General features: G+C 53.7%; 21 protein-coding genes. 15 read left to right on the forward strand and 6 right to left on the reverse strand.

Annotated elements, in window-relative coordinates; translation table 11 throughout:
• Positions 1–1,189: 1,189 nt before the first annotated feature.
• Positions 1,190–2,275: a hypothetical protein gene (locus tag J2X61_RS33670; protein ID WP_310194592.1), complete on the forward strand. Its 1,086-nt coding sequence runs from the start codon at positions 1,190–1,192 to the stop codon at positions 2,273–2,275.
• Between the two features lie 81 nt (positions 2,276–2,356).
• Here the strand turns inward: J2X61_RS33670 and J2X61_RS33675 are convergent, their stop codons facing one another.
• Positions 2,357–3,478 (reverse strand): metallophosphoesterase family protein, encoded by a 1,122-nt coding sequence (locus J2X61_RS33675; RefSeq protein WP_310194595.1) that lies wholly within the window; start codon positions 3,476–3,478, stop codon positions 2,357–2,359.
• A 173-nt stretch (positions 3,479–3,651) separates the two neighbouring features.
• Here J2X61_RS33675 and J2X61_RS33680 point away from each other — a divergent pair, with 173 nt between their 5' ends.
• The 3 genes from J2X61_RS33680 to J2X61_RS33690 are packed head-to-tail and all read left to right on the forward strand — an operon-like array spanning position 3,652 to position 5,596.
• A complete protein-coding gene (locus J2X61_RS33680) occupies positions 3,652–4,020 on the forward strand; it encodes a GntR family transcriptional regulator (RefSeq protein WP_274472206.1) in 369 nt (122 codons plus the stop codon).
• Entirely contained in the window at positions 4,020–4,910 is an 891-nt protein-coding gene (locus J2X61_RS33685) for an ABC transporter ATP-binding protein (protein ID WP_274472207.1), read from the forward strand. The genes J2X61_RS33680 and J2X61_RS33685 overlap by 1 nt, the downstream gene beginning before the upstream one ends.
• 2 nt (positions 4,911–4,912) lie before the next feature.
• A complete protein-coding gene (locus tag J2X61_RS33690) occupies positions 4,913–5,596 on the forward strand; it encodes a hypothetical protein (RefSeq protein WP_274472208.1) in 684 nt (227 codons plus the stop codon).
• Positions 5,597–5,758: 162 nt separating this feature from the next.
• On the opposite strand, the gene J2X61_RS33695 is transcribed toward J2X61_RS33690, so the two are convergent.
• Complete coding sequence (locus J2X61_RS33695; RefSeq protein ID WP_274472209.1) at positions 5,759–5,989, reverse strand: spore germination protein; 231 nt, start codon at positions 5,987–5,989, stop codon at positions 5,759–5,761.
• A 195-nt stretch (positions 5,990–6,184) separates the two neighbouring features.
• On the opposite strand from J2X61_RS33695, the gene J2X61_RS33700 reads away from it, so the two are divergent.
• The 9 genes from J2X61_RS33700 (at position 6,185) to nadE (ending at position 12,337) form a co-directional block, all read left to right on the forward strand.
• A complete protein-coding gene (locus J2X61_RS33700) occupies positions 6,185–6,481 on the forward strand; it encodes a LiaF transmembrane domain-containing protein (protein WP_274472210.1) in 297 nt (98 codons plus the stop codon).
• A gap of 42 nt (positions 6,482–6,523) precedes the next feature.
• A complete protein-coding gene (locus tag J2X61_RS33705) occupies positions 6,524–7,219 on the forward strand; it encodes a PspA/IM30 family protein (protein WP_310194598.1) in 696 nt (231 codons plus the stop codon).
• Positions 7,188–7,649: a PspC domain-containing protein gene (locus J2X61_RS33710; RefSeq protein ID WP_274472212.1), complete on the forward strand. Its 462-nt coding sequence runs from the start codon at positions 7,188–7,190 to the stop codon at positions 7,647–7,649. Before J2X61_RS33705 ends, J2X61_RS33710 begins: the two co-directional genes overlap by 32 nt.
• Positions 7,650–7,652: 3 nt before the next feature.
• Positions 7,653–8,339 (forward strand): PspA/IM30 family protein, encoded by a 687-nt coding sequence (locus tag J2X61_RS33715; protein ID WP_274472213.1) that lies wholly within the window; start codon positions 7,653–7,655, stop codon positions 8,337–8,339.
• A gap of 193 nt (positions 8,340–8,532) precedes the next feature.
• Positions 8,533–9,432: a polysaccharide deacetylase family protein gene (locus J2X61_RS33720; RefSeq protein WP_274472214.1), complete on the forward strand. Its 900-nt coding sequence runs from the start codon at positions 8,533–8,535 to the stop codon at positions 9,430–9,432.
• A 59-nt stretch (positions 9,433–9,491) separates the two neighbouring features.
• Positions 9,492–10,397, forward strand: coding sequence for a prolipoprotein diacylglyceryl transferase (locus J2X61_RS33725; RefSeq protein WP_274472215.1), 906 nt, complete (start codon positions 9,492–9,494; stop codon positions 10,395–10,397).
• The gene (locus J2X61_RS33730) at positions 10,394–10,786 is read left to right on the forward strand and encodes a DUF3905 domain-containing protein (protein ID WP_274472216.1); all 393 of its coding nucleotides are present in this window, start codon (positions 10,394–10,396) and stop codon (positions 10,784–10,786) included. The genes J2X61_RS33725 and J2X61_RS33730 overlap by 4 nt, the downstream gene beginning before the upstream one ends.
• A 130-nt stretch (positions 10,787–10,916) precedes the next feature.
• Positions 10,917–11,354 carry a BrxA/BrxB family bacilliredoxin gene (locus tag J2X61_RS33735; protein WP_274472217.1) on the forward strand — a complete coding sequence of 146 codons (438 nt, stop codon included), beginning with the start codon at positions 10,917–10,919 and terminating at the stop codon, positions 11,352–11,354.
• 173 nt (positions 11,355–11,527) lie between these two features.
• Entirely contained in the window at positions 11,528–12,337 is an 810-nt protein-coding gene (gene nadE, locus J2X61_RS33740; RefSeq protein WP_274472218.1) for an ammonia-dependent NAD(+) synthetase, read from the forward strand.
• Positions 12,338–13,177: 840 nt separating this feature from the next.
• Here the strand turns inward: nadE and J2X61_RS33745 are convergent.
• Complete coding sequence (locus J2X61_RS33745; protein WP_310194605.1) at positions 13,178–14,155, reverse strand: aldo/keto reductase; 978 nt, start codon at positions 14,153–14,155, stop codon at positions 13,178–13,180.
• Positions 14,156–14,344: 189 nt separating this feature from the next.
• On the opposite strand from J2X61_RS33745, the gene acpS reads away from it, so the two are divergent.
• Complete coding sequence (gene acpS / locus J2X61_RS33750; protein WP_274472220.1) at positions 14,345–14,731, forward strand: holo-ACP synthase; 387 nt, start codon at positions 14,345–14,347, stop codon at positions 14,729–14,731.
• Positions 14,732–14,736: 5 nt separating this feature from the next.
• On the opposite strand, the gene J2X61_RS33755 is transcribed toward acpS, so the two are convergent.
• Both J2X61_RS33755 and J2X61_RS33760 read right to left on the reverse strand, forming a co-directional pair.
• Positions 14,737–15,138, reverse strand: coding sequence for a c-type cytochrome (locus tag J2X61_RS33755; RefSeq protein ID WP_310194608.1), 402 nt, complete (start codon positions 15,136–15,138; stop codon positions 14,737–14,739).
• A gap of 126 nt (positions 15,139–15,264) precedes the next feature.
• Positions 15,265–15,879, reverse strand: coding sequence for a hypothetical protein (locus J2X61_RS33760; RefSeq protein ID WP_274472222.1), 615 nt, complete (start codon positions 15,877–15,879; stop codon positions 15,265–15,267).
• Positions 15,880–15,977: 98 nt separating this feature from the next.
• Here J2X61_RS33760 and mutY point away from each other — a divergent pair, with 98 nt between their 5' ends.
• On the forward strand, positions 15,978–17,102 hold the full coding sequence (gene mutY, locus J2X61_RS33765; RefSeq protein WP_274472223.1) for an A/G-specific adenine glycosylase: 1,125 nt from the start codon (positions 15,978–15,980) through the stop codon (positions 17,100–17,102).
• Between the two features lie 54 nt (positions 17,103–17,156).
• On the opposite strand, the gene J2X61_RS33770 is transcribed toward mutY, so the two are convergent.
• Entirely contained in the window at positions 17,157–17,840 is a 684-nt protein-coding gene (locus J2X61_RS33770; RefSeq protein ID WP_274472224.1) for a Crp/Fnr family transcriptional regulator, read from the reverse strand.
• Between the last annotated feature and the right edge of the window lie 14 nt (positions 17,841–17,854).

The following is a 17,854-nucleotide window of genomic DNA, read 5'->3' on the forward strand; positions in this document are numbered from 1 at the left end:
CTTTACACGATCTTTATCTTGAATGGCTAGATGCTCCGTGATTTGTCGGTACGTCCATTTTTCCACTAGATGCAGACGTATCGCCTCAAGCTTCGATTCCTCTGGATAAGTATTGTACGTTTGTCCCTTAATCCCCATAAAAAACACCCCTTAGAATTCATCGGATTAACCAGGGGGGGTTCCAATGTCTATTCTAAGGGGTGCACATTAGAAGCCGGGGGAGGGCTTTTTTTGATGGGCAATACAAGCCCACCGTCACTCCGCTTTTTTCCGTGAAATGAAGACTTTACTAGCGGGAGGTCGGAATGCTTCAAACCTATCGACAAACTTTCATAAAAAAACCCCATTTAAAAATCAAAATGCCGAAAAGTCCAGGGGACTTCTCAACAGTCAGAAAATCTCTACTTGTGAGAACCTAGCAGGAAACGTTCCAGTAAAAAACATCGATAGAGGGATAACCGTTACTTTTCATGGATTAACAGTGGGCTTTGGGAAATTCCAGTTACGCCCTGCGGCAGATCAAGAAAGATCAGCTCCCTTATCGGGATACCCGCCCATACCGGGAGTTTCTCCTGTTAACTGGATAACTGGAAAAGCTCCTGTTAATCGGCCAGTCCCCGCTGTCTTTACGCGGAATGGGGATAAATTAACGGGAGGAAATCCCTTTAATCTAACAAACGGGCTAATATTCACGGGAATAACGGGAGAAATTCCAGTTACGCCCTGCGGCAGATCAAGAAAGATCAGCTCCCCTAACGGGATACCCGCCCATACCGGGAGTTTCTCCTGTTAAATGCAGCCAGAAGGATCCTCAAATGCTGGATAACTGGAAAAGCTCCTGTTAATCGGCCAGTCCCCGCAGTCTTTACGTGGAATGGTGATAAATTAAGGGGAGGAAATCCCTTTATTCGTACTAATGGGCTAATATTCTCAGGAATAACGGGAGAAATTCCAGTTACACCCTGCGGCAGATCAAGAAAGATCAGCTCCCGTATCGGGATACCCGTCCATACCGGGAGTTTCTCCTGTTAAAATGCAGCTTGCGCAGCCATTCCCATTTTCAGCCAATGCTCAGAAACCTCTCAACCAACTCTCAGTTTATACTCAGATGGGTTTCAGGTTAGGCATCTATACTAGGTTTTGTAAGGAACAAACAAACAAAAATTAAAAGAAAAAGGTGGAAACAAACATGAAAACTATCTCCAGAAAAATTCTTACAGGTTCGCTGATCGCATCTTTCGTACTTGGTGTTGGTTTTGTTGGAGCTCTACATAATCAAGCATTTGCAGCAACAGATACCGCGGCGAGCAGCACGACAGCTGCACCGGCGCAGAAAGCGGGCTTTGGTAAAGGCGGCAAAGATTTCGGCGACCGCGGCGGCTTCCGTGGCGGCAGTGTCCTGAAGGAAACGGCGACGATCCTTGGCGTTGAGGAAAGCGCGGTGCAGGAAGCGCTCAAAGCGGGCAAAACGTTGGCTGCCTTCGCAGAGGAGCAAGGCATCGCGAAAGCGGATTACCTGGCTAAGCTGGTTGCCGCAGAGACGACTGCCATCAACGACCAGGTGACGGCAGGCAAATTGACGCAAGAGCAGGCGGATAAAATCTTGACAGGGCTCTCCGATCAATTAACGAAGCAAATTGACGGCACCAAAGGCGGCTTCCCTGGCGGCGATCGCGGCGGTAAGGGTAAGGGGTACGGCGGCGGAAACCTCGTGCAAGAAGCGGCAACCGTTCTAGGCGTAGAGCCAAGTGCCGTGCAGGAAGCTTTGCAAGCAGGCAAAACCTTGTCCGCCTTCGCAGTGGAAAAAGGGCTGACGGAAGCCGATTTCGTAGCGAAACTGGTTGCCGCCGAAACGGCAGCTATCCATGCTGACGTTACAGCCGGCAAGCTGACGCAAGAGCAGGCGGACAGCAGACTGCAAGATCTTTCCGACCGCATTACCAAGCAAGTGCAAAACACACGTCCAGTAGGCGGAGAAGGGCGCGGATTCGGCGGCCACGGAGGTCCTGGCGGATTCTTCGGTAACCCGGATGCGGTAACGACCATTCTGGGCATCACGCAAGACGAGCTGAGAACCGAGCTGGAAGCAGGCAAATCCATCGCTGACGTAGCTGCAGCGAAGGGCATCAGCGAAGACGATCTCATCAGCAAAATCAAAGAGTCCATGACCGACAGCATCAAGCAGCATGTGGAGCAAAAGGGCTTCGCGCCAAAAGGTCCTAGAGGCGCAGCCCAACCAGCGCCGACTGCGCAGACGCCTGCGGCCGCAAATTAATCGGCCGTCCCCCGGCTGAAACAAATAAAAACTGCCAGACACCAGGCCCATTGTGAGCCTTCTGTCCGGCAGTTTTTTTGTTTATTTCACATCGTACCCTTTGGCAATGGAAGGTTCGATCCATCGCTTCGTCGTATGTTCGCGGCGGTGAATAACCACGCGGTCCTTATACACATCCACGACGAGACTCTGGCTTACGCCGATCGTCTCCGGTTCGTTCTGCGCGTTCCATACTTCACGGATCGACGCACTGGAAGCGGCCAAGAACTTCAGCTGCTTGACCTGGTTGGTCGTCTCAAGGTTCCAGTGCGTATGGCCGCTGAACATAATAACGTTCGGATGCGCATCCAGCAGCGCCCGGAGCTCCTGGTGCTGGACGACGCCCAGCTCCCGGTCTGTCCCATCCAGCGTCTGCGGCAGCGGCTGGTGCAGGAACACGAACACCGGCTTGCCGCCATCCGCGGCGTCCGCAGCCGCAAGCCGTTCGCGCAGCCATGCAAGCTGCTCGGGGGAGAGGAACGCATCCTCCTTGTAGGCTGCGTTCACGTCGCGGTACGCTTCCCCGCTGAGGAAGAGGAAGCGGTAGCCCTCCACGATAAGCTCGTGATAAGGCTTATCGTAGCCCCACATGCGGTCGAATAACGCGACCGCCTTCTGGCTCGACCAGGATGGATTCATCCTCGATGTATCCATCCCGCCGTTCGGCGTCCGCCAGACGCCGTAGTAGTCGTGGTTGCCCATGGTTGCGTGCACAGGGGCATGCGGCTGACGGCTCAGCAGCCACAGCAGGCTCCGGTAGTCGGCTTCGCTGCCGCCTGTGAGGTCGCCGTTCAGAACGAGCAGCTTGCTGTCCGGGCGCACCTTGTGGTGGTCGGCCAGCGCGCGGGTGAGCAGCAGCTCGGACACTTGGTCTCCGGCGGTGATATGAATGTCGCTGAGCACTGAGAAGGAGAACAGCGGCGCAAGCGCCGGCGGATCTCCCAATGCGCTGCCCGCGGTTCCTGCGCCGGAAACAGCGCCAAGCCCGACGGTGCGGGAATTCGGCACACCACTGACGTCGCTGGATGCTGCTCCTAAGGCAGCCGATAATCTCGTGCCCGGCACGATGCGTTCATTGGCCTCAATCCCTGCGCTGTACGCCGTAACCGGCGCCGAAACGAGCAGCAGGGTCACCAAGGCCAGTCGTAGTTTGGATGAAAACATAGCGATCTAACCTCTCATGGAAGTAATGGAATGGTATTTGGTTCTAGTGGTATTCCCAATTTCGAGGGGATTTATGTTCGGGGACGCCCAAATCGAGCGTCGCCTGTTGACTTTTATGTTCATTGGTTGTATGGTTAATTACATGAGTAACTAACCAATGTGGTGGTGAGGGAATGAGAATCATGATGGACGACAGCCGCCCGATTTTCGTACAGATCGCGGAGCGTATCGAAGATGACATTATCGAGTCAAGAATGCCGGAGGAGTCGCAGGTGCCTTCTACGAACCAGTTTGCGGCTTTCTATCAAATCAATCCGGCGACCGCGGCGAAAGGCGTTAATTTGTTAGTGGATCAAGGGATTTTGTACAAGAAACGCGGAATTGGCATGTTTGTAGCGGAAGGAGCGCGAGCGAAGCTGATGGAGAAGCGGAAGGAATTGTTTTATGAGCAGTACGTGGTGACGATGGTGAAAGAGGCGGAGAAGCTTGGCATCACGGTGGAGCAGTTGACGGAAATGGTGCGCAGAGGAGGGAAAGCGTAATGGCGGGTATTGTGGAAGTTAACGGATTGACGAAGTCATATGGGCATGTCACGGCGGTTGACAATGTCAGCTTCAAACTGGATGAGCATAAAATTTATGGTTTATTGGGCAGAAACGGCGCCGGTAAAACAACGATCATGCACATGCTTACGGCCCAGCAATTTGCCACTAGCGGGGAGCTAAGGGTATTCGGCGAGGCGCCTTTCGAGAACTGCCGTGTGCTGAATCAAATTTGTTTCATCAAAGAGAGCCAGAAATACCCGGAAACGTACCGGGTCGTCGATGTGCTCGAGGTGGCCAAATCCCTGTATCCGGATTGGGACGACGCGTTCGCCAATGCGCTGCTGGAGGATTTCCGGCTTCCGCTCAAGAGGAAGGTCAAGAAGCTCTCGAGAGGTATGCTCTCGTCGGTCGGAATTGTTGTCGGGTTGGCCAGCCGCGCTCCGCTGACCATCTTCGATGAGCCCTATCTGGGCTTGGATGCCGTCGCCAGAGCGCTATTCTACGACCGGCTGCTTGAAGACTATGCCGAATACCCGCGAACGGTTATTCTTTCGACGCATCTGATCGACGAAGTCAGCCGCCTGCTGGAGCATGTGCTCGTGATCGATAACGGCAAGCTGATCCTGAATGAGGATGCGGACGCGCTGCGCGGCCGTGCCTGCACAGTCTCGGGCTTGGCCTCAGCAGTAGACGCTTTCTCGCGGGGCAGGGAAGTACTGGACCGGCAATCCATCGGCGCCGCGGCGACAGCGACGGTACTAGGTGCCCTGAACGAGCGGGACTGGAAGGAAGCAGAGTCGCTGGGGCTTGATTTTACGCCGGTTTCGCTGCAGCAGCTTATTGTTCATCTGACACGTACACCGGTTTCTGGAAAGGGGACGGAGTAAGCATGAATCGAGTACGCAACGTTATTAAGCTTCATATGAAGAACAAAATGTCATGGATTTGGGTGCCCTGGATGATTCTGGGCTTGAATTTCGTCATCAGCTTCGTTATAGCGTTGTCGCTGAATGAGGATGAGACGATGAATACGGGGGGACTATTCTCCGTCTTTATTTACATGCTGGTGACCGGTTCGGTGACGTTGAAGGATACGTTCCCGTTCGCGTTGGGGCTTAGCATTCGCAGGAAGGACTATTTCCTCGGAACCGTGGCGATGGCTTCGCTGGTCAGCCTGTTCACATCGGTGCTGTTGACGGTGGTGTCCCTGTTGGAAGACGTCACGGGAGGGTGGGGTGTGCGTCTGCACATTTTCAAAGTCGCTTTCCTGAGCGACTTCTCGCCGATCGTAGCTTGCGGCATTTATTTCATCATCCTTCTGCATATGTACTTTATGGGGTTTGCCATCTCCAGCGTTCACCGGCGTTACGGCGGTGCGGGATTGCTGATCTTCTTCATTGCCGCAGCGCTGCTAACGACAACAGGTGCCTTGCTGTTCAGCCATTTTGCGCTGTGGGGCCTCATGTTTGCCTGGATGGCGCATCATTATTTGGAGCTTTTTTGGTGGATGGTTCCTGTCGTAGCCTTTTATTTAGCGGTATCGTATGGCCTGCTGCGCAGGGCGGCTGTTTAGTAAGGGAAGCCCGGCAGAGGGAGGGAGAATTCCCCGCGTATAATGCTTAAGGAGCTACAGGACACTCTCCCGTTGGCTCAGGAACGGCTGATAGTTGTGGAACGTTCGCGAAACGAAGCAAAAGCAAAACAAAGACCTAGCCGCAGGCTAGGTCTTTTGGTGTTACACCACATTGTTCGTATTGGTATCGATCAGATCCGGATCACTAGTGTTCGCACTGCCGTTCAGAACATTCTGGACACTGCCGAAGCTATCCCCTGGGGAAAATGAGTTGGCACCCGCATATATCTTGGAATTGCTCGATAGCCGAATTAAGGCGGTATCGCCGATCTGGACATTCGAACCCGAGTTCACACTAAGAATTTTGATACCTCCGTACACAACTGAAGGCATTGGTTCGCCCTCCTTCCCGATCCCTAACTATTGTATGTACACAGAAGCCCATCTGCCACTCATAGGTCGTAGAAACGCCCCGACTAAGGTCTAGGATCAAATACCGTCCGCGGTCCGTTTTGGCCAGACGCGATTTTACCTAGAATAAAGACATGAACAAGAGCACAGCACATAACGAAAGGCGGTGACAAAATCATGAAAAGAAATACGGGCTTAGCCGCTCTGCTAATCGCATTCGGCGCATTGATTCTGCTAAACAAGCTGGGCATTCACTTGGGACCGTTCATCGGTTCGGTGATGGAATACCTCATTCCGATCGCCATGGTCGGTCTGGGCTACATCGGCATCCAGAACGGCAATAAATTCGGATGGATCATTGCAGGGATTGGCGGTGTCATCCTGCTTGGCAAATTGGCCGGATGGATCATTATTCTCCTGGCGATTGGATTGATTGGTTACGGGGTTTCGATGTTGACTAGAAGAACCGTGTAAATAAGGTTGGCAAAACAGAGAGTGAAAAAGGTGGTATGAGAGATGAGCCTATTTCGGCGCATGAGAGACATTACCGTAGCATCCCTGAATGAACATTTGGAACGAGCCGAAGATCCGGTTCGGTTGATTGACCAGTACTTAGCTGCTCAGCGCGAACAGCTTCAACAGTCCGAGAGGCTGTACCAGCAATGCGTAACGCACGCAGCTTCGCTCCGGCAGCATTATCTGACGGCGCTGGAAACCAAAGAGAAGCGCGAGCATCAAGCGCTCTTGGCTCTCAAGGCCGGCGAAGAACATATGGCACGAATCGTGCTGCAAGAGAAGTTACAAGCGGAAGAGAAAAGCGAGCAGTACCGTGAATTGTATGAGCAAGCGAAGCAATCCATCCTTGAATTGGATGAGGAGCTCCAGCAGCTCAAAGCCGATTACAAAGAAGTTGCCGACAAACGCAGCTACTACTTGGCCCGTATGGAATCCGCCAGGCTGCAGCAAAGAATGCATGCCCGCAGCAGCGTGTCGCAGGATGCGTCACCGCGGATGTTCGGCCGGTTGGAAGAGCGCGTATCCGATATGGAGCTTCACGCAAGAACGCTCCGCGATGTAAGACGTATGGGCCGCGAAAGCTTTTACGGCGGGGGCAACCCGGCTGTAGACGCTGAGCTCGAGGCTCTGCGAAACAGACTGAATCAGGAGGGAACAACCAATCATGAGCAAATTGTACCGCTCACGAAGAGATAAGAAAGTGACCGGCCTGTGCGGCGGACTCGCCGAGGCCATGAATGTCGACGCGACGCTGCTGCGGTTGCTCGTGGTCATCACGACATTTTTCACCGGAGGAACCGTCCTCTTCATCTATTTCATCGCTGCAATCGTCATTCCGAAAGAGCCTGGCTACGACCACCCGCCGTATGACCCCTACGCCGGTTCGTACCGTCCGTACAATGGCGGCGGCTGGAACGCGCACAAGCCTTATCCGGGTCAAGTGCCTCCGCATCAGCAGCAAGCTGGCTTCGGCGGTCCGCATGCGGCCGGCCCAACGAACAACATTGATGAAATGATGAAAGATATCGAGAAGAAAGCTTTGCAAAGAGAAGTTGAAGAACTGAGAGCCAAAGTCGCTCGTTTCGAACAAAAACAACCAATTGATATTAAAAAAGGAGACGTGTAAACCATGGGAGTATTTACAAGAATGAAAGATATGACAGTAGCATCGATTCACGAGGTATTGGACAAAATTGAGGATCCGATCGTGATGCTGAATCAGTATCTGCGTGACATGGAGCAAGAAATCGCTCAGGCTGAAGTCACGGTAGCCAGACAAATCGCTTCCGAGCGCAAATTGAAACAACGCCTCGAGGAGTCCGTCCGCTTGGCTGCGGACCGTGAAGCCAAAGCTTCCGCAGCGATCAAGAACGGCCAAGAAGCTATTGCCCGCCAAGCCGTTGAAGAGAAGCTGTATCACGAAGATAAAATTGTCGAGTACACGGATCTGCACGCTGCCGCTAAGGCCCATGCGGATGAGCTGACACAGCAGCTGCATGAAATGAAAGACGAATTCTACAAAATGCGCAATAAACGCAACGAGCTCGTATCCCGCGCTCAGCTTGCAAAAGCCAAGAAGCAAATGGCGCAAGTATCCTACAACGGCGTTATCGAGAGCGGCAACGCATCCCGCGGCTTCCAACGCATGGAAGAGAAGATCATCCAGATGGAAGTCGAAGCGGAAATCGCCCGCAAGCCTTACGTATCCGCAGGTACAGTAAGCAGCTACACGCCGGTCGATGTGGCGAAACAAGCGAAGGTCGACGAGCAGTTGAGCCTGTTGAAAGAGAAGCTGAACGGCAACGCTGCAGAGTAAGCTGCCGGTGTGCATGGCCATCCTTAGGTAGATTTTGTGCCTGGGATGGCCTTTTTTTGCGTTTTTTCGGAAGGAAGACAAGGGGATCTTCGTTCTTATTGTCAGATTTCCCGGGAAATATTGGGTTTAATGTCGAAAGGGAGGAAAGCCATACTAACTCTGTTCCAGATTTGAGTGAACGGGGGAGATTAGGATGGCCGATAGAAAACGGTTGGCTGGCTTTTATGCAATAGGTTTCATAATCTTCGTTGGGGCAGCCGGATGGACAGCGATGCATATCCATACCGAGCAAGCAGGACAAGGGCCCGGACAGGTGGGAGCAAGTGTGCCGGGTCTGATGCTGGGAAGCAGTCCTGAACCGGTATCGGAACAGGGAGGTCGGCAAGATGAGCAGGATGTCCCGGTTGTCGAGACGAGACATTTCTACTCCGGACCTCCGCATGCGCCATCTTCTCGGGACAAAGTCGCGTACTTGACCTTCGATGACGGGCCCTCCAAGAGCACAAGAGAAATTCTTCGCATTTTGAAAGGCTACGGTGTGCCGGCAACCTTCTTCGTCGTAGGAACGCAGTCCCCGGAAGGGAAGTCGCTTTATCGAGAAATCGCCGCTGAGGGGCACGCGCTTGGCAATCATACCTATTCGCACGATTATCACCGTATTTACCAATCCGCGGAGGCTTTCATGAAGGACGTGCGCAAGCTGGATCAACTGCTGGAGGAGACGATCGGCTACCGGCCTGATATTCTGCGGTTTCCTGGAGGATCCAATAATCATTTGGGCAGGAAGTCCGGCGGCAAAGGAATCATGAGCAGGCTGGCCGGCAGGGTGCAGGAGGAAGGGTATCAGTATTTTGACTGGAACGTCAGCTCGACGGACGCCGCCGCTCCTGTTCAGGATAAAGAAATGATTATCGAATCCGTTTCCAACGCGAGCCGAGGGAAGAATCAAGTCATCGTCCTTATGCACGACAACACATACAAGAGAACGACGGTTGAGGCGCTGCCTGTCGTGATCCGCAAGCTGAAGATGGCGGGATTCCGCTTCGATAAGTTGGACAAATCTTCGTTCACGTTTCAATTCCTTAAGCCATAACTGTTGCGGATGCCGGTTCCTCTCGCTACGATAGGAGTAGAAGAGAGGTGGGACCCGTCATGATGCCGGATGTATTACAGTTAGGACCGTTACAGTTGCAAGGCAAACTGGCTGCGCTGCTGCTGGCGTGCGCACTGGGCTTATGGCTCATAAGGCGCTCGGGAAGGCTGTTCCGGGTGCAAGAGAATGGGAAGGACCGGGAAGAAATCCTGAGGACGAAGTCAATTGACGATATCGTCTTCAACGGGGGCATGATCGTGCTTCTAACCTGGAAGTTCGGGGTTTTTCTCTCGCAGCCTTGGCTCCTATGGACAAGTCCGCTGAAGCTGCTGATGGTGACGGGCTCCGGAACGGAAATCATCTGGGGAGGCCTGCTGGCAGGCGGCTACATGTACGTTCATTTGCGGAAACTTCGTATCCCGGTATACTTATTTCTTGATTTATGTGCGGCCGGTGCGACGGCTTCAATCTTGCTGTACAATGCGTTGGTTCCGGCATACGGATTGCCGACGGAGCTGCCTTGGGGAGTCGGCGCACAGGGTACCGTCTCCCGCTTTCATCCTTATGGGGTTTATGCGGCGCTGCTGCTGGTGCCATTGCTTGTGTGGCAGCTTGTTTATGCCGCTAGGAAGGTGAGTTTCGGGAGCGGTCTCCTATGGAAGTACTCGCTGATCTATGGCGGGGCTGCCGGGATGCTGGCCAGCTTCTTTGCGGCGGTTAAACCGGTGGCGATGTATTTGAGTTTGGCGCAGCTCGTCTTTCTTTTCATGCTTACCGTTGGAATGCTCCTCCCTGCTTTGGCACATAATACAGGCAGAAGGGAGCTGAGTGCAATGAATCAGAACGATTCCAAAACCCAAATCCAGCAAGAACAGCAAAACAAAGAGCGCGAAAAGAACGCATCTTCCGGTAAAGAGGGGTTCGTCGATAAAAAGCTGGACGGACCTAACCGGCCATCGACATGAGTCAAGATCCGAAGAAACCGGCTAAGGCCGCTGCGAAATCGGACAATCTTGACCCGTTCGAGATTAATTTCCTGCCGCAATTCGAGCAGGGACGCGGCCCGCGAGAAGCGTTCGTCAACGAACACGGCGTCGTTATCGGCGACCATGAATATTCGTCCCCGAACTCTCCGCTGGAACAGTGGACGGAGGAGACCGACCCTACGGTCATGGCCGGAGACGAATGGGTTCATCCGTATAAGGATATTGGGTTCCATAGCGCTGAGAATCGCGATTACTTTGAAAAAGGAATCGTGCCGCAAAGCGGTATTTATACGCATCCGGACAAAGATGTTTCGTACGAGCCGGGTGAAATTTCGAGTACTCGCAGGAAGGATGAGGCGGAAGCTTAATAGCTTTCGCTTTATTTCTGTTGGGACAGGCAAGGCTAAAAGACTTTGCATTCATCGTATTCGGATGTATAATATAAGCTGTAACGATTACGTTTTGAGAGTAACTATTAAATCCTAAGGGGTGGCACATATGGCAATGTCTTTTGATTCCTACATGAAAGATATGGTTAAACCGATGAGAGAAGATTTGACTCGTCTGGGCGTTACGGAGCTTCTGACTCCGGAGCAAGTCGAGGAAGCAATGGAGAAGTCCAAAGACGGCACGATGCTGCTCGTCATCAACTCGGTGTGCGGCTGCGCAGCAGGTCAATGCCGTCCGGGCGTGGCTAAAGCGCTGCAGAACGATACGCTGCCGACTTACACATATACAGTGTTCGCAGGTCAAGAGAAAGAAGCAACGGCCAAAGCGCGCGAATATTTGGCGCCTTACCCGCCTTCTTCCCCATCCATCGCTTTGTTCAAGAACGGTGAGCTGGCGCATTTCATCCAACGTCACCAAATTGAAGACCGCTCCGCTGATATGATCGCCGGCGATTTGATCGGTGCTTTCAATCAATATTGCAAATAATTAACGGCATAAACCTATCGGTACGACTCGCGATTGCGCATTTGGCAATGCGGGTCTTTTCCTTTTTGTGGGCGAAAATGTTGCGGTTGTCCTTTAATTTTGATGGTCAAGCGTCTATACTAGATTTCAAAGAGGTTTGGTTCACTACTTAAAGAGAAAAGGTGGAGAGAGGCATGAGTTTGCAAGCGGAAATTATCGCAAAGCTCGGCGTGAAGCCGGAAATCGATGTTGATCAGGAAATTCGCAAGCGCGTGGATTTCTTGAAAGATTATGTGCTCGGCGCCAAAGCGAACGGCCTGCTGATTGCGATAAGCGGCGGGATCGACAGCGCCGTAGCGACGGGGTTATGCAAGCAAGCGACGGATGAGCTGACCGCAGAGAAGGGCACCGAGTACAAGACAGTCGGCGTGTTCCAGCCTTATGGCCAGCAAGTGGACATCGAAGACAGCTATGCGGTAGCCAAAGCGTTCGACTTGAAATACCAAATCGAGAACAATATCGAAGAGGCTGTCGACGAAATCGCGATTGAAGTTGAGTACGGACTCAAGCATATCGGCGTTCACCAGCATGTAAGCCGCGGCGGCAAAGGCAACATCAAGGCGCGGACGCGCATGGTGATGCAGTATGCGCTTGCGTTCGAACTGGGCTTGATCGTAGTGGGCACCGACCATGCCTCCGAGGCGATCACGGGCTTCTTCACCAAGTATGGCGACGGTGCGGTCGACATTACGCCGCTTAGCACGCTGAACAAGCGGCAAGTGCGTGCGCTTGCAGCGAAGCTCGGCGTACCGCAGAGCGTGCTCGATAAGGCGCCGACGGCCGGCCTGTGGGACGGACAGACGGACGAGAACGAGCTTGGCATTACATACGGCGACAACAGCGACTACCTGGAAGGCAAGCAAATCGATCCTGCGGTCCAAGAGAAATTGGAGAAGCAGTATCTCAAAACGGAGCATAAACGGATCCCGATTCCGGGTATATAAAAAATCCCCCCGACCTGATGTGGTTGGGGGTATTTTGTGCGTGTGAGGGGGGGGCGGGAGGCGGAGGCGGTTATGGGCTAAGGAGCGGGAGTGACTGGCCGAAGGAGCGTGGGAGCTTCTTAGCCTAAAGTGCACGATAACAGGAATTTCTCCTGTTAATTCTGTTGAATGAAGCACATGCGGACAGGATAGCTGGAAAACCTCCTGTTAATTCAGAGCAAAAGTGCCGCACGAGGCTGTTCTTCGCCGTTTTAACGGGAGTAATTCCTGTTATTCTTCCATAGGCGGATTGACCGTTGGAATAGCGGGAGTTTTTCCTTTTAATTATGGGCGTCTGAGGTGGGAGTTCGACAGGCAGCGCTGCGAAACGCGGAGGGGTCAGGGAACGAGCATTGCAATGAAATATTAGCCTAGAAGCGCATCGAAACCAGGCTAAGGTGAGTTGGTTTTGGCTTGGCAGGAGAAGATTCTGGAACGATTAGCGCCGGTAACAGGAATTACTCCTGTTAATTCTGTTGTATGGAGCCCATGTGAACGGGATAACTGGAAAATCTCCTGTTAATTCAGAGCAAAAGTGCCGCACGAGGCCGATCTTCGCCGTTTTAACGGGAGTAATTCCTGTTATTCCTTCCGCAAGTTGATTGAGCAGCACAAATAAAAGGAAGAATTCCAGTTAAACCAACTCCCGCGCTTTCGCTTGAGCTGCTTCCGCACCCGTAATACTGTGTGGAGCAACGGTATAACCAAAGAACTACCGCTAACTTTTGGGACGATGGATTTGCATAATAACGCAAGAAAGGTTGAGGACACCTATCCTCAACCTTTCTACATTGCAAAAACCTAGGGCACACGCACGCCGCGAGAGCTCTCGAGCAGCGTGTACCACTCTTCGCGCGTCAGGTTCTCCGAGACGCGCACGGCATCCCGGCATGCGAGCACGCGCTCCGCCGAGGAAGTGCCGATAACCGGCTGAATACGAGCCGGATGCTTCATCAACCAGCCGAGGACGATGGCCTCCGGCGTCGTTTCTTGCTCGGCGGCCAGCTTCTGCACGAGGGCCGCCGTCTTGACGATATTGTCCGGCGCATCGGGGATGGCGCGCCCGGAGAATTTGCCTTGAGCCAGAGGGCCCCAAGCTTGGATCTGAATGTCCGCCATCTGGCAGTGCTCCAGGATGCCGTCTGCAAAGTTAACGCCTACGCCTGCCTTTTGATTGACCAGGATGCCCTGTTCGATCCAATCGAGGCGGGCCAGACTCATCTCCAGCTGGTTCACGACGAGCGGCTCCGGCAAGGAATTCTGAATGAAGCGCATTTGAGCGGCGGTCATGTTGGATACGCCGAAGTGGCGCACTTTGCCGGCCGAACGCAAAATGTTGAAAGCTTCAGCAATTTCCTCCGGCTCCATAAGCGGGTCCGGGCGGTGAAGCAGCAGAACGTCCAGGTGCTCGACACCGAGACGGCTAAGGATACCGTCGACAGACGGGATGATATGGCTTTTGCTGAAATCGAAACGCTGCGGGTTCACATCGTCCTGGAAGCGGATGCCCACTTTGGATTGCAGGATGATCTGGTCGCGCAGATCCGGTCTTTTTTTGAGGATATCGCCAAAAACGGTCTCGGCCTTGCCTCTTTTATAAATGTCCGCATGGTCGAACATCGTGATGCCGATGGAAAGAGCTGCTTCGACGGCCTTCTCGGCGATGACAGCGTCTTCTTTGGTAATTGGCGCAGCGGTCCAATCTCCTCCTAGTCCCATGCATCCGAAAACGACGCGGCTGTTCGATATTCCACGTTTCTCCAGTGGCATAATTCTCATGTATGATTGCCTCCCTGCATTTGGTCTATGTCCAGTATACCCCTTGTTCGGACCAGGCAGAAGAGCTGAAAATAGGGTAACTTACTTACCTGGAAGTAAGCGAAGGCAAGCGAGCTCGCTTGACCGTAACCTCCGAATCGTGTACATTGAACGCAAAATGCTCAAGAGAAGCGGGGCTGGCAAACGACGATGATTATTGGTGTTGGAACGGACTTGGTGGAGATTGCGCGACTGCGCAAGATGCTCGAAGGGTCAACGAGCGAGCGGTTTCTGGAGCGGATCTTGACGCCCCGTGAGCGGGAGTTGGCGCAGCAGCGCCGGGGGAGGCTGGCGGAATTCGCAGCCGGGCGTTTTGCGGCGAAGGAAGCGATTGTCAAAGCGATCGGCTGCGGGATTGGCAAGCAGATCGGCTTTCAAGATGTGGAGGTGCTGCCGGACGCATGGGGCAAGCCGGTGTGCACGGTGCGCGAAGAAGCGCTGCAGCGGGCAGGCTTAACAGGCAGCCCCCGCATCCATATCTCTATCACGCATACGGAATCGATGGCTGCTGCTTATGCCATTGTAGAGCAGCTGTAGGCTGCTCATTTCTTGGAGCTGAGCCAGTTGCTCAACAGTCCGATGTCTTCTTCGGACAGCTTGGTTCCATACGCGGGCATGCCGCCTCCGCCGTCTCGGATCTGTTTGGCAATCTGCTCTTCGGTCATTTTGGCGCCGACCTTCTGCAAGTTCGTCTTGGCGCCAACTTTACCGGACAGATCTACACCGTGGCAGGAGATGCACTTGTTCGCTGTGAAAAGCTCCTGCGCCTTCACGTAAGCAGGCGCGGTCTCGGCAGCCGCAGTAGCGGCCGGAGGCTTCGAGGCGGTTCCGCCGCCGGATGCCCCGCCGCACGCCGCGAGTGCGAGCACCGCCGGCGCTGCGATGAGCGCGCAGATCGTTCTTCGCCATGCTGGACGCAGCATGGCTTGTGGTTGTGGCCTCATAACGTGTTTCCTCCTCCTCTAGAAAGTACATCCAACACTATGCACTTGCGTCGTGTTTTGTTTCATTACCGATTATTCGGCCAATTCCCTATTCGAGCTATTGCGGGGCTGATTCTTGGAGAGCCCTCAGCCCTCTCGTCCCCAAACCCGCAGCATATACCCGCCGGCCATAAGGCTAAGCCCACCCATGCCTTCCAGCACGACGCCGGAGTACCCCAGGTACCATACGCTCATGATGGCAGTAAATACGAACAGCCAGAGCCCTAAGTACATCATAGGGCGGCCAAGCAGCAGCCCGACCTGCACGAAGCCGACCGCAAGGAGGAACGCTCGCAGCACAGGGATGAACAAAGGCCCGATGGCGCCGATAGCCTCGAGCGTGGCGACGGCGGCAATGAGCATCATGCCCGGCAGCAGCAGAAGCGCCGGATGCCCCCAGCCGCTGCGGTCCGCCAAGCCCCGGCCCGCGTTCTCATCCGCAGCGCTGAAACCTTTCCGCAGGCTCCAGAGCTGAATCAAGCTCGCCACGACGGCGGTGATAAGCGCGGCTTGTTTCAGCCATTCCAAATCGCGCCAATAGACGGCGACATCGACCAACGCGCTGAAGATCCACTCCGCGCCCCATATGAAGAGCAGGGGAAGGAGCGGGCGGGCCTGGTCGATCCACATTTTTCTTTTATGAGCGAGCTCCGTATTCTTGGAATTCAGCAATTCTCTATTATCCCTATTGCCTTTTTGCATACTTTCACCTCTAGTTTTATGTTCCATACTTCTCGTATAATGGAGGATGTCCATTCATTCATTATAACTGGAACCTGCCCCGTAGAGAAGGAGAGCTCATGTACAGCCAAGAACAAATGCTATATTTTTCCCGAAATTTGCTGGATTGGTATCATACGCATAAGAGAGACCTGCCCTGGCGCAGGAGCAAAAACCCTTATTATATATGGATTTCCGAAGTTATGCTGCAGCAAACCCGCGTGGATACGGTGATTCCGTATTTCCACCGGTTCATCGAGCAGTTCCCGACGGTCGAGGCGCTGGCGACGGCTCCGGAGGAGAACGTCCTGAAGGCATGGGAAGGACTCGGTTATTATTCGCGTGCGAGGAATCTCCAAAGCGCCGTAAGAGAAGTGCACGAGCGTTATGGCGGCATTGTTCCGCAGACGAAGGAAGAGATCTCGTCGTTGAAGGGTGTCGGACCTTATACGTCCGGAGCTGTGCTCAGCATCGCCTATAATAAGCCCGAACCGGCGGTAGACGGCAATGTTATGCGGGTGCTATCGCGTTATTTCCTCATCGAAGAGGATATTATGAAGCCCGCAACCCGGACTCGCATGGAGAAGCTCGCGCGCGAGCTCATTCTGGAAGGGACGGCGAGCGATTTCAATCAGGCGCTCATGGAGCTTGGCGCTATGGTGTGCACGCCACGGTCTCCGCACTGCTTGACGTGCCCGGTGATGGCACATTGCTCCGCACGGGAAGCCGGCATGGAGGAAGCGCTGCCCGTCAAGAAGAAAGCGAAGCCGCCTCGTCCCGAGCTGCGGGCCGTCGCTTTGATCGAGGGCACGGGCGAACAAGAGGGGAAATGGCTCATCCGGCAGCGTCCGCAGGAAGGCTTGCTCGCCCGGATGTGGGAGCTGCCGCATGTCGCGTATGAAGCAGCGGAGTGGCCCGCCGACGAGGACGGCAAGGCGCTCTTGCGCCGGGCGCTCGCCGAACAGGAGCAGATCGCGATCCGGCCCGGCGAGTGGTTCATGGATACGGAGCACGTTTTCAGCCATATCGTGTGGAAAATGAAGGTGTTTCGCGCCAAGCTGGGCGATATGAACCGTCCGGACGGCGGAGGCGAATGGGTTCCGTTTCATTATCGCTGGGTTGGGCCGGAGGAGCTTGGGCAGTATGCTTTCCCGAATGTGTTCATTCGGATTATGAACGAGTGGCAGGACCAGCTGCCGCAATAAAATAAGCTGCCGGCCTGTATGGGGGACATACATGGCCGGCAGCTTTTCGTGTTTTCACCGAATTTCGCCTTTAATAGCTTCTATGTTGCGTAGTGTAATCAGCTTTTTCTCAATTTGAATATATTCATCGTCGAGCAGCTCCTGCAGAACCTTGGTGACAGATTCGCGCACGGTGCCGACCATATTAGCGATTTGTTGATGGGTCAATTTGACGTTGATCAGCAGGCCGTCCTGCGTAGGAATACCGTGCTGCTCGGACAACCGGATGATCGTCTTGATGATCCGGGAGCGGACGCCCAGGAACGTCAGGTCATAGATTTGCTCGTTCGCCTGGCGGAGCCGATCCATCGTCGTTTCCAGCAGCTTGAGCAGCAGCTTCGGGCTCTTCTCCAAGTACTGGCTGAACACGGATCGCTTCAACACATACAGCGTACAGGGATCCAGCGTCTCTGCGGTTGCCGAACGGGTCTGACTGTTACCGATCAGAGACATTTCGCCGAAGAAATCGCCGTCGCGGAATAAGGCCAGGATGATTTCTTTGGACTCGTCCAATCTGTATATTTTGACCACACCGGATTTGATCAGGAAGAACTCGCCGCCTTCATCGCCTTCGAGGAACAATATGCTGCCTTTCTTCACTCGTTTCTCCGTAAATAAAGGGGCGATGCCCTGCAAATCTTCTTCGGTGAGCTGTTGAAATAAGGGGACATTGTGGAGTAAAGAAATGATGGTTTTCATCGTTGTTCATCTCG

Origin of the sequence: Bacillus sp. 3255 (assembly GCF_031456485.1) — a bacterium.
GTDB lineage: Bacteria > Bacillota > Bacilli > Paenibacillales > NBRC-103111 > Paenibacillus_E.

Excerpts from the sequence above, each read along its gene's own strand:
- J2X61_RS33720 (WP_274472214.1), top strand. The coding sequence starts at position 8,533 with ATGGCCGATAGAAAACGGTTGGCTGGCTTTTATGCAATAGGTTTCATA.
- J2X61_RS33695 (WP_274472209.1), bottom strand. The coding sequence starts at position 5,989 with ATGCCTTCAGTTGTGTACGGAGGTATCAAAATTCTTAGTGTGAACTCG.
- acpS (WP_274472220.1), top strand. The coding sequence starts at position 14,345 with ATGATTATTGGTGTTGGAACGGACTTGGTGGAGATTGCGCGACTGCGC.
- J2X61_RS33745 (WP_310194605.1), bottom strand. The coding sequence starts at position 14,155 with ATGAGAATTATGCCACTGGAGAAACGTGGAATATCGAACAGCCGCGTC.
- J2X61_RS33735 (WP_274472217.1), top strand. The coding sequence starts at position 10,917 with ATGGCAATGTCTTTTGATTCCTACATGAAAGATATGGTTAAACCGATG.
- J2X61_RS33685 (WP_274472207.1), top strand. The coding sequence starts at position 4,020 with ATGGCGGGTATTGTGGAAGTTAACGGATTGACGAAGTCATATGGGCAT.
- J2X61_RS33680 (WP_274472206.1), top strand. The coding sequence starts at position 3,652 with ATGAGAATCATGATGGACGACAGCCGCCCGATTTTCGTACAGATCGCG.
- J2X61_RS33715 (WP_274472213.1), top strand. The coding sequence starts at position 7,653 with ATGGGAGTATTTACAAGAATGAAAGATATGACAGTAGCATCGATTCAC.
- J2X61_RS33770 (WP_274472224.1), bottom strand. The coding sequence starts at position 17,840 with ATGAAAACCATCATTTCTTTACTCCACAATGTCCCCTTATTTCAACAG.
- J2X61_RS33760 (WP_274472222.1), bottom strand. The coding sequence starts at position 15,879 with ATGCAAAAAGGCAATAGGGATAATAGAGAATTGCTGAATTCCAAGAAT.
- J2X61_RS33700 (WP_274472210.1), top strand. The coding sequence starts at position 6,185 with ATGAAAAGAAATACGGGCTTAGCCGCTCTGCTAATCGCATTCGGCGCA.
- J2X61_RS33755 (WP_310194608.1), bottom strand. The coding sequence starts at position 15,138 with ATGAGGCCACAACCACAAGCCATGCTGCGTCCAGCATGGCGAAGAACG.
- J2X61_RS33710 (WP_274472212.1), top strand. The coding sequence starts at position 7,188 with ATGAGCAAATTGTACCGCTCACGAAGAGATAAGAAAGTGACCGGCCTG.
- J2X61_RS33690 (WP_274472208.1), top strand. The coding sequence starts at position 4,913 with ATGAATCGAGTACGCAACGTTATTAAGCTTCATATGAAGAACAAAATG.
- J2X61_RS33705 (WP_310194598.1), top strand. The coding sequence starts at position 6,524 with ATGAGCCTATTTCGGCGCATGAGAGACATTACCGTAGCATCCCTGAAT.
- J2X61_RS33675 (WP_310194595.1), bottom strand. The coding sequence starts at position 3,478 with ATGTTTTCATCCAAACTACGACTGGCCTTGGTGACCCTGCTGCTCGTT.
- nadE (WP_274472218.1), top strand. The coding sequence starts at position 11,528 with ATGAGTTTGCAAGCGGAAATTATCGCAAAGCTCGGCGTGAAGCCGGAA.
- J2X61_RS33670 (WP_310194592.1), top strand. The coding sequence starts at position 1,190 with ATGAAAACTATCTCCAGAAAAATTCTTACAGGTTCGCTGATCGCATCT.
- mutY (WP_274472223.1), top strand. The coding sequence starts at position 15,978 with ATGTACAGCCAAGAACAAATGCTATATTTTTCCCGAAATTTGCTGGAT.
- J2X61_RS33730 (WP_274472216.1), top strand. The coding sequence starts at position 10,394 with ATGAGTCAAGATCCGAAGAAACCGGCTAAGGCCGCTGCGAAATCGGAC.
- J2X61_RS33725 (WP_274472215.1), top strand. The coding sequence starts at position 9,492 with ATGATGCCGGATGTATTACAGTTAGGACCGTTACAGTTGCAAGGCAAA.